Annotated in this window: 7 protein-coding genes and 4 pseudogenes; 5 read left to right on the forward strand and 6 right to left on the reverse strand. The window is 31.2% G+C overall.

The features are described from left to right. Positions 1-387 precede the first annotated feature (387 nt). A pseudogene (locus RWM06_RS08670) lies at positions 388-766 on the reverse strand (tyrosine-type recombinase/integrase); the annotation flags it as partial. Positions 767-831: 65 nt separating this feature from the next. Here RWM06_RS08670 and RWM06_RS08675 point away from each other — a divergent pair. After that, a protein-coding gene (locus RWM06_RS08675) for an IS5 family transposase (RefSeq protein WP_313970835.1) occupies positions 832-1,637 on the forward strand; the annotation gives its coding sequence in 2 pieces (ribosomal slippage) (positions 832-1,206 and positions 1,209-1,637; 804 coding nt in all). Between the two features lie 439 nt (positions 1,638-2,076). Here RWM06_RS08675 and RWM06_RS08680 read toward each other — a convergent pair. Genes RWM06_RS08680 through RWM06_RS08690 form a run of 3 tightly spaced genes read right to left on the reverse strand, consistent with a single transcriptional unit; the run spans position 2,077 to position 4,398 of the window. After that, positions 2,077-3,447: an MFS transporter gene (locus tag RWM06_RS08680; protein ID WP_125423302.1), complete on the reverse strand. Its 1,371-nt coding sequence runs from the start codon at positions 3,445-3,447 to the stop codon at positions 2,077-2,079. Next, positions 3,447-4,046 (reverse strand): hypothetical protein, encoded by a 600-nt coding sequence (locus tag RWM06_RS08685; protein ID WP_313970836.1) that lies wholly within the window; start codon positions 4,044-4,046, stop codon positions 3,447-3,449. Before RWM06_RS08685 ends, RWM06_RS08680 begins: the two co-directional genes overlap by 1 nt. After that, a complete protein-coding gene (locus RWM06_RS08690; RefSeq protein ID WP_313970837.1) occupies positions 4,024-4,398 on the reverse strand; it encodes an AvrD family protein in 375 nt (124 codons plus the stop codon). Before RWM06_RS08690 ends, RWM06_RS08685 begins: the two co-directional genes overlap by 23 nt. Positions 4,399-4,500: 102 nt before the next feature. On the opposite strand from RWM06_RS08690, the gene RWM06_RS08695 reads away from it, so the two are divergent. Next, entirely contained in the window at positions 4,501-4,830 is a 330-nt protein-coding gene (locus RWM06_RS08695; RefSeq protein WP_000447029.1) for a helix-turn-helix domain-containing protein, read from the forward strand. 510 nt (positions 4,831-5,340) lie between these two features. Here RWM06_RS08695 and RWM06_RS08700 read toward each other — a convergent pair. Together RWM06_RS08700 and RWM06_RS08705 are read right to left on the reverse strand one after the other, a co-directional pair. Continuing rightward, positions 5,341-5,697, reverse strand: a pseudogene (locus tag RWM06_RS08700) (tyrosine-type recombinase/integrase); the annotation flags it as partial. Positions 5,698-5,775: 78 nt separating this feature from the next. Further along, positions 5,776-6,984 (reverse strand): ATP-binding protein, encoded by a 1,209-nt coding sequence (locus RWM06_RS08705; RefSeq protein WP_033684321.1) that lies wholly within the window; start codon positions 6,982-6,984, stop codon positions 5,776-5,778. A gap of 363 nt (positions 6,985-7,347) precedes the next feature. On the opposite strand from RWM06_RS08705, the pseudogene RWM06_RS08710 reads away from it, so the two are divergent. The 3 genes and pseudogenes from RWM06_RS08710 to RWM06_RS08720 form a co-directional block, all read left to right on the forward strand. Continuing rightward, positions 7,348-7,617, forward strand: a pseudogene (locus RWM06_RS08710) (type ISP restriction/modification enzyme); the annotation flags it as partial. Positions 7,618-7,924: 307 nt separating this feature from the next. Continuing rightward, positions 7,925-8,995, forward strand: a complete 1,071-nt coding sequence (locus RWM06_RS08715; protein ID WP_313970838.1) for a PD-(D/E)XK nuclease family protein — start codon at positions 7,925-7,927, stop codon at positions 8,993-8,995. A gap of 186 nt (positions 8,996-9,181) precedes the next feature. After that, positions 9,182-9,272 (forward strand): annotated as a pseudogene (locus RWM06_RS08720) (ATP-binding protein); the annotation flags it as partial.

Raw genomic sequence — 9,272 nt, forward strand, 5'->3', positions numbered from 1 at the left:
GAAATTGTCCAGGAACGAAGAAACTGTATATTTGTTGTTAAACTGTACATCATCTATATGATACAGTAGTTCATATTTCTCAATTACATAAGCTCCGAAAACTAAAAAAGTGATAACCCTTTGATAACCTCTCGATTTTTAAAAGGATTATATATGTAAAAATTGAGGACTTATCTCTTAAAATTACTTGATTTTAGTAATAATTTACAATAAATATCATGATGTAGAAAAAACCAGGTCTTAAGAAAGCTCGTAAAGCATCACAATTCTCAAAACGTTAATCAATACGATTATATCAACGTTTCAAAGCACTCAAAGGTTTGCCCTATGGGTGCTTTTTTCTATACTTTCTAAAAAGTTTGCCCTAAAATTTGCCCTAAAATTACCCTACTTATTTTTAAGATGTTGGTAGGCAACTTGTCCAGCAGATAATGGAACTATGTTTGAAGTATTAACATAAGTCTTAGTTGTAACGGTATCGCTATGAGTTAATGCTTCAGAAATGGCTTCTAAGCTCATTCCTGCTTTTTTAGCAAGTGTCGCTCCTGTATGTCGTAATTTATGAGGTGTAGCGTGTGTTAGTTCTGGATGACGTGAGGTAGTCAGAGTGTAGTGGACCGTTAACATTGCTCTTCATATCGATATAAGTAAAGACATACTGTTCATCAGATTGGATAATTCCAAATTTTGCTAGTTCTCTTTTTTGTTGCTTTTCCCATGACTGAAGTAAATCAGTTAGTTCAACAGGAATTCGGGAAATTGTTTTTTATTTCCTTAGGTTGGTATTAGTAATAGACTTCCTGCGAAACAAAAATATGATACAATAAAACTATGAATTATGAATCAAGTAAAGTATTAAGTGATGCACGATTTAAGCGCCTTGTTGGTGTTCAGCGCACTACTTTTGAAGAGATGTTAGCTGTGTTAAAAACAGCTTATCAACGTAAACACGCGAAAGGTGGACGAACCCCTAAGTTAAGCCTAGATGACCTCCTCATGGCTACTCTTCAATATATGCGAGAATACCGCACTTATGAACAAATTGCGGCTGATTTTGGTATTCACGAAAGCAACTTAATCCGTCAGAGTCAATGGGTTGAAGCAACTCTTATTCAAAATGGTTTTACGATTTCAAAAACTCATCTTAGTGCTGAGGATACGGTGATTGTGGATGCAACAGAGGTAAAAATCAATCGTCCTAAAAAAATCAACTAGCCAATTATTCTGGTAAAAAGAAATGTCATGCTATGAAGGCTCAGGCGATTGTCACAAGCCAAGGGAGAATTGTTTCTTTGGATATTTCAGTGAACTATTGCCACGATATGAAGTTGTTCAAAATAAGTCGCAGAAATATCGGACAAGCTGGTAAAATCTTGGCAGACAGTGGTTATCAAGGAATCATAAAGATGTATTTACAAGCGCAAACTCCGAGGAAATCAAGCAAACTTAAGCAACTAACTCTTGAAGATAAATCCTATAATCATGTGCTACCTAAAGAAAGAATCAAGGTTGAGAATATTTTTGCCAAAGTAAAAACGTTTAAAATGTTTTCAACAACCTATCGAAATCTACGTAAACGCTTTGGATTACGAATGAATTTGATTGCTGGAATTATCAATCGTGAACTAGGATTTTAGTTTCGCAGGAAGTCTAATAAAAGCCATTAATTATATATCAAATACAATCTATACTACTTATCAGTTAGTAAAAGATTTAAAAGATTTGACTAGTGAAACGATTGCTAGCGAGGTTCAGGATATGAGTGAAGAGCTACTCAAAAGAGATATTGCAATTGATAGTAGCCTAGTTCATTATGATGACGGTCTTCTTTTGGGAGTTTAATCAATATTGAGGATAGCCAAGGAACACGACGAGTGTTATCTAATTTATCATATGAACTAACGCTTATGCATTTTTCACAGTTTCATCAAGGTTATGAGGTAGTTGGTATTTTACAATCTTTGCGACAAAAGTAATTGAGTTATTTATTAAGCAAATTATGATGATTGGAGTAATTGTGCTGAGAAATAATATAAAACGCAATCAACTTTTAAATTGATTGCGTTCTGTTTAGTTTTATTCTTTTCCATAAAGGTAACGACTAGCAATTAACCAAGTAGCAATATACATTATCACGTTAACCAAAAATGCGATAACGATGACTATATTCCAATCATGGGATAAATTAGTAGTTACAATCCCCATAATTGTTGTACCAAAAAGTCCACCAATCTGTTTGTTAGCGTTTAGAGTTGCACCAGCAATTCCAGATAATTCTTGACCAGCAGCTTCCATAAGAATGGTTGTAGTTGCTGGAGTTAACACTCCGATACCTAGACTCATTAAAGAAAATAAAGGAATTAGGATGTATAGTTGAATTTCATGAAAAAGAACTCCAATTCCAAAAATTCCTGCTGCTCCTACAATGGCAAAAATAATTGAGACAGTAGCGAGGCTTCCCACGGAAAATCGTTTTACAGCACGTGCGTAAAATAAATTACCAATAATTAAGACAATCATTCCTGGTAGAATGAGGAGTCCAGAAACCATTGAGGAAAGGTTTAAATAAGTTTGAAAATAGAGTCCTAGCACCAAAACAATGCCATATAGTGAAATGTTAACTACTAAACCTAATAGATTAGAGACAATAAACTTAGCATTTTTTAATAGTTGGTGGGGAACAATAGGTGCTTTACTTTTTTTATCGTGGACTACTAAACCAATAGCAAATAATATAAATAGGAGAAGAAACAATAAAAGATTTGAGTTACTATAACCATATTGATTCCCTTCAACAAGGTAAATAACTAGACTTCCGATAGTTGTAACCAGAAATATATTACTAAAGATGTCAATTCTGGTCTTTAGATTGGCAATATTATTTTTCACGAGAAGTAATATTGAAATTACTGTCAAAATTCCAAATGGAATATTGACCAAGAAAATACCCCTCCATCCGAAGTAGTTAATTATTAGTCCACCAATAAAAGAACCAGTACCGGTTGCAACAGAAATAATTGCTGTCCAGATTCCTAACATACGTGCTCTTTTAGTAGAATCGGGGTATGAAATGAATAAAAGTGCTAATGAACTTGGCATAAACAAAGAAGCACCGAAACCTTGAATGAATCTAAGTATAATTAATGTTTCAATATTTGGTGAAAAAGAGCACCCAAACGAGGATAGTGTAAAAATTGTCATTCCAATTAATAAAATTCGTTTAGCACCATATTTTGTTGTTAGATTTCCTGAAAGTAGGAGTAAAGACCCTAAAGCTAGTGTATAGGCGTTAATAATCCAAATGGATTGCTCTAATGAGACGCTCATAGCTGTTTCAATATGGGGAACAGCAAGAACCACTCCGGTTGTATCTAGGACCGCCATAATGTATCCTAGTGAAAGAATAAAAAGTAGATAAGCTGGCGCTTTTGTATTTGTTTTTTTCATCAATCTTCCTCCGTTATTTCATCAAACCAATTTTCATTTATCAATAGAGGACGACCAAAAGCAAGTAAATCAAACCCTCCTTCTTTAAAATCAGAAACTAAATTATTCGAGTAAAAAATTTGTGCCTTTTTCCTTTGTAAATGAAGATATGACATTTTAGGTTGTGATGTTATTTCTGTAATAAGTGTTGGAATATCTTTGTATAGAATTTCAGGTGAACCTATGCCTCCAGTTGTTATTGTAGGCTTATTTGCAATTTTTTTCACCCAGTATGATAAATTGCCTGATTTTCCAGTGACAGCAGAATCTGTATAGTTTATTTCAGAGCAGTCAAAGATATCAACACCTGCATTTGAAATTGGTATTATGATTTGTTTTAATTCCTCTAAAGTTTTTGCTAATTTTGCAGTAGGATCATAACTTTTAAAATTTGATAGGCGAATGAAAATCGGAAAATTGTCCCCAACAACTTTTCTATATTCCTTAATAACTCTTTCTGCAAAGTAAGTTCTATTTTTAAAACCAAACTCATCAGTTCTCTGGTTGGTCTCTGCTGTTAAAAAATCATGAATTAAACTACCGTGTGCAGGCTGTAACATTTTTCAAATCTTCTACAAGAGATTTTCCTGCTTTTACCGAGAAACTAGAAATTAGAGCATTATTGATTGTGTCCTCTTCTATGACTAATTCTTCTCTAAGAAAATCGCTGACTAGTTTCACAGCAAGTACAATAGAATCTAAAGAGCTAAAATGTGGTTTTATTGACTCAATATTTTTCTTAGTTGACCAACTCTTCGGATAGTTGATTTCAAATACTGACTCAATTCCTTCAAAAGTAATATGTTTAACTTTCTGAAAATATTTTACTTGTGTATATCCATTACCAAAGTATCTTCCATCAGGACTGCCGAGAATATCTTCAATACGGTCAAACTTAGTTATAATGTCCATAGTAATTTCTCCCTTCAAGTGATATAATTAATTTATCATGTAATTATTTATAAAACAAGAAGGGAAAAAAAGTATAGTAACTATCAAAAAAGGAGGAAATGAATGGAGACTTGCAAGATGCAACCTTTGAAAAAATCAATTTGTCCAGCAAGAAGGGTCTTGAATTTACTAAAGGGTAAATTTACTCTTGAGATTTTATCTGAAATTATTAATGGTAATATACATTATGGTAGTCTTTTGCGTAGTGTAGAAGGTATTAATCCTAGAATATTAGCTCAACGGTTACATGATTTCGAGCAAGAAGGTATTTTATCAAGAAAAGTTTTACCGACATCGCCTCCACAGGTTGAATATAAAATGACAAAAAAAGGTATTGCTCTAAGAAGTATCGTTGAAGAAATGAAAAAATGGGAGCAAACTTATAGAAATTAGATTGAATTTACATAATTTATTATTAATATTTTTCTATAAAATAGAAAATGTAATTCTGAAAGATTTGGTAATCTTGTTAATCAAAGCAACGTAAAAACCTAGTTCAAATGTGTGACTAGGGTTTTTTGGCTCTATAATTTTTGTCGTGGGTAAGACCATAGGTAAAAACAGGCAAAATAAAAAATCATCTAAATAGTGGTGTGAACTTTTCGGTACATTCTAGCTCATTTTTTTGATTTTTTGGGGTGAAATTCACACCATTCAACTGAAATTTATTCAAATTAGATGAAATTCTGTTTTCTGAAAAAGTTGGAAAACATTGATTTTAAGCATTTACTGAAGGTTATTCAAATCATAGTTTTTCCAACCAGGTCTTAAGAAAGCTCGTAAAGCATCACAATTTAGTAAACGTTAATCAATACGACTATATCAACGTTTCAAAGCACTCAAAAGTTTACCTTATGGGTGCTTTTTTCTATACTTTCTAAAAAAATTTGCCCTAAAATTACCCTACTTGTTTTTAAGATGTTGGTAGGCAACTTGTCCAGCAGATAATGGAACTATGTTTGAAGCATTAACATAAGTTTTAGTTGTAATTGTATCGCTATGAGTTAATGCTTCAGAAATGGCTTCTAAGCTCATTCATGCCTTTTTAGCAAGTGTCGCTCCTGTATGTCGTAATTTATGAGGTGTAGCATGTTTAAGTTCTGGATGACGACGTTTGACAGATTTCATTTTATTATTAAGATAGTCAGAGTGTAGAGGGCTATTAACATTACCCTTCATATCGATATAAGTAAAGACATATTGTTCATCGGATTGGATAATTCCAAACTTTGATAGTTCAGCATTTTGATGTTTTTTCCATATATTTTGTTAGGTTTTAGGGAGAATCATTGATAACAGACTGTTACAAATCTAGTTAGCTATATGATTTATACTTATTTACTTTTCTAGTAACCAATCTATGATATTTTTTTTCTCAATTCCATTGTAATTTGCTGTTGGCTGAATTGTATCCATTGTTAATAGATATTTTGGGAATTGATCTTTAATGGCTTCTAGTGGTCTAAGTTCTCTTTCTAGTGTTTCTGGAGCAAGTGTTGTTTCACTGACCTGATAATAAGCGTAGTGACCAAGATCAGTTACAACAACAAAATCAACCTCATATTTATCTAAATTACCAACATATACTTGTGAATATCTACGTCTCAATTCCAAATATACAATATTTTCCAAGATATGCCCAATGTCTTCTTTGTGGTCTGGTAATAAGAGATGTCGTAAACCTAAATCAACTGGATAATATTTTTCCAAACGTTGCAATAATGCTCTACCTTTTACATCAAAACGTGGAACGGAATAAAAAAGTAAACTATCTGTCAAAGTTGTCAAATAATTTTCCAAAGTATTATGGGATATTGAAACATTTTGGCTGACCAGGGTATTGCGAATCTTATTTGTTGATATTAAGCTACCTGTACTACTGAGAAGGGTTCGGACAATGCGCTCAATAATAGTAGGATTTGGATTTCCCAATCTAGTGACAATATCATTTAACAGTATGGAGTTATATATTCCTCTGAGATAGTCAATTTTTTCAGCGTAAGATGATGTTTGCAATAAGTAAGGGAAAGCACTAAAGAGATAATTGTTAAAAATTTCTGTTGTATTCAGATTCTCTGTGAGAGATTGACCTGATAGGTATTCTTCAAATGACAAAGGAAGAACCTCTATCTCAACATACCGACCAGTCAAATTTGTAGCTAATTGGCTACTCATAAAGTAGGCGTTAGAACCAGTCAAATAGAGGTCAACATTTGGTAAGATGAATAGGCTATCTGTTACCAATTCAAATTTTTCAACATGTTGAATTTCATCTAAAAAGATATAGTATGTTTTATCTTCAACCAACTGCTCTTTTATATAAGCAAATAATGTTTGAAAATGTCGCAGGTCATAATAACTTAGATCTTCAAAATTGATGGATATGATTTGATCTTCGTCGACTCCAGTTGCTATTAACTCTTCTTTATAGAGTTGAAAGAGAACAGATTTACCAGCTCGTCTCACTCCGCTCACAACTTTGATGATTTGTCGATCACGATGTCTTCTTAAAAAATCTAAATAATGTGGTCTTTTAATATAGTTCATAATATATACCTCAAAGACAGTATAATACAAATAAAGATTATTTTCAAATATTTAGAAATAATATTTAATTTGTTTGGTTATTTTTAAATATCTAGAAATAATATCTTCAGAATAGAAAAAGAAATTGTCCAGGAATGAAGAAACTGTACATTTGTTGTTAAACTGTACATCATCTTTGTGATACAGTAGTTCGTCTTTCTTAATTACATAAGCTCCGAAAACTAAAAAAGTGATAACCCTTTGATAACCTCTCGATTTTTAAAAGGGTTATATATGTAAAAATTGAGGATTTATCTCTCAAAATTACTTGATTTTAGTGATAATTTACCATAAATATAATAATGTAGAAAAAACAAAGTTTTATATATTGAAACTGGGAGAAGATTATCCGATATACACCTTCATTATGAAGACGTTCCTGTTTATGAAGATGTAATTGTTGATAGAGCAGATAAACTATCTTATAAGGTAACTAAAATGAAGTTTGCTAATAAACGTGATGAAAATGGTAAATCAGTGAATGACTTATCCGTAATCATATTTAATAGTGATATCACTATTAGTAATATCCCCGAAAAGGCCTATGAATATGTTGTAAATGGGTGCTCTGCTATTGGATGGATTATAGATTAGTATCAAGTCAAAACTGATAAAAAATCTGTAATCACTGATGATTCAAATGATTATAGTGGTGATGAAAAGTATATCTTCAAGTTGCTATTGAGAATTATTAATGTAACTATCCAAACAGTTGATTTAATAAATAGTTTACCTAAATTCGAAGTTGATGAATAGTTTTTAATAAGGAGATGAATACGTTGTCTAAAGTGTATTTGTCTTCTTTTATTTAAATTAAATTTTCAATAAACTGATTAATTTATCTTATGATATAATAAAAACAAGTACATTACATTAATTATCATAGTAAAGGAGTTGTTAAATGGAAAATTATAATGAGTTACTAACACTTAGGAATAAAATAGAAAATACACTGAATTATCAACTGTCACTAAGCAATTTAGAATTATATCACAGCAATCTATTTGCTGTTGTTCTGGAGAAGTCTGAATTTATTAATCATAAGTTTTTTAGTAATGTTATTGATATTAATAAAAAATATACAGATTTAAAGGTTTACAGAGAAAAAAATTCGATTGATTTAACTATCGAGGTTATTGATGAGGATAGAAGGACTCATGTTATTTTTATAGAAAATAAGGTTAAGTCTTTACCAGACAAAAGTCAATTAATTCGTTATTCTGAAAAAGATTCTAATGCTAAAGGGATACTTCTTAGTTTAGTTAACCCTGGATTTGATTTGCCTGGTAGTTGGTTTAGAAAAAGTTATGGTGAGCTAATTTACTATTATCGTGATTTGCTTGATAAAGTAGATGAGACTTTTAGATTATTCTTAACAGATTATATTGATTATATGGAGAATATAGAAGAGTTTATTGGAATGGTAAGTTATGGTGAATCATACTATTTTGAAGAGTCTATTAATAAAGTCCTTGAAGGTATGAGATTAAGGTCGCTTATAGAGAAGACTCATTATACGAATTTAGAGAATAAGATTTCTGATTTAGGATATAAAACATACTCTGGTAGGATAAGAGGAGCTCATCATTTTGGGATTTATCTTCCTATCGAAGGTACTACGTCATCATTTGATATTCAGATACAAGGAAAACAGTATAGACATAAGGTTAATTTTTCTCTTGAAGATAAAGCAAAATTAGGTGATTTAGAAAGAATATGTGATAGTATAAAAGAGAAAACTTGTTTGTATAATTTCAATCTAGAGGATAATCCAATTTTAGAAAAATCATCTTCAAGAAAAAAATGGAAAACATATGGTAAAAAAGATTATTATGATTATGCTCATATAAAAAAACATGTATCTAGTAAAGAGTTGATTAATTATATAAGAACGGATATTAAGAAAATTGAAGCGGATCTGAAAATCGTTAAAGATATTATTTTAGAAAATATTAAATCAACAACTAAATAAAAAAATTAAATGCTGGTGAAGCAGTATTGATAAGTATCAATCTTCTAAAGGATTTATATATTAAGGTTGAAAAGTGTGCTCGCCCTCATCATAATGAAACACCTAGCCTATTATTTTAAGAAAAACAGATTCAGTAAGGAATGCAGAATAATCATTATTATTTAACCAAAAATTAGGAGAAAACAAATGAAATATGATTTTAGTTACTGGCAATTTTCGCCGGAAAATCAATATTTGGATAGGAAATCAGCTAGGAAAAAACCATCGGAATTGTTAA

The organism is uncultured Streptococcus sp., assembly GCF_963516575.1.
Classification (GTDB): domain Bacteria; phylum Bacillota; class Bacilli; order Lactobacillales; family Streptococcaceae; genus Streptococcus.

What these genes read in the sequence shown, in the direction of transcription:
- RWM06_RS08715 (WP_313970838.1), top strand. Translation starts at nt 7,925, where the DNA reads ATGGAAAATTATAATGAGTTACTAACACTTAGGAATAAAATAGAAAAT.
- RWM06_RS08695 (WP_000447029.1), top strand. Translation starts at nt 4,501, where the DNA reads ATGGAGACTTGCAAGATGCAACCTTTGAAAAAATCAATTTGTCCAGCA.
- RWM06_RS08680 (WP_125423302.1), bottom strand. Translation starts at nt 3,447, where the DNA reads ATGAAAAAAACAAATACAAAAGCGCCAGCTTATCTACTTTTTATTCTT.
- RWM06_RS08705 (WP_033684321.1), bottom strand. Translation starts at nt 6,984, where the DNA reads ATGAACTATATTAAAAGACCACATTATTTAGATTTTTTAAGAAGACAT.
- RWM06_RS08685 (WP_313970836.1), bottom strand. Translation starts at nt 4,046, where the DNA reads ATGTTACAGCCTGCACACGGTAGTTTAATTCATGATTTTTTAACAGCA.
- RWM06_RS08690 (WP_313970837.1), bottom strand. Translation starts at nt 4,398, where the DNA reads ATGGACATTATAACTAAGTTTGACCGTATTGAAGATATTCTCGGCAGT.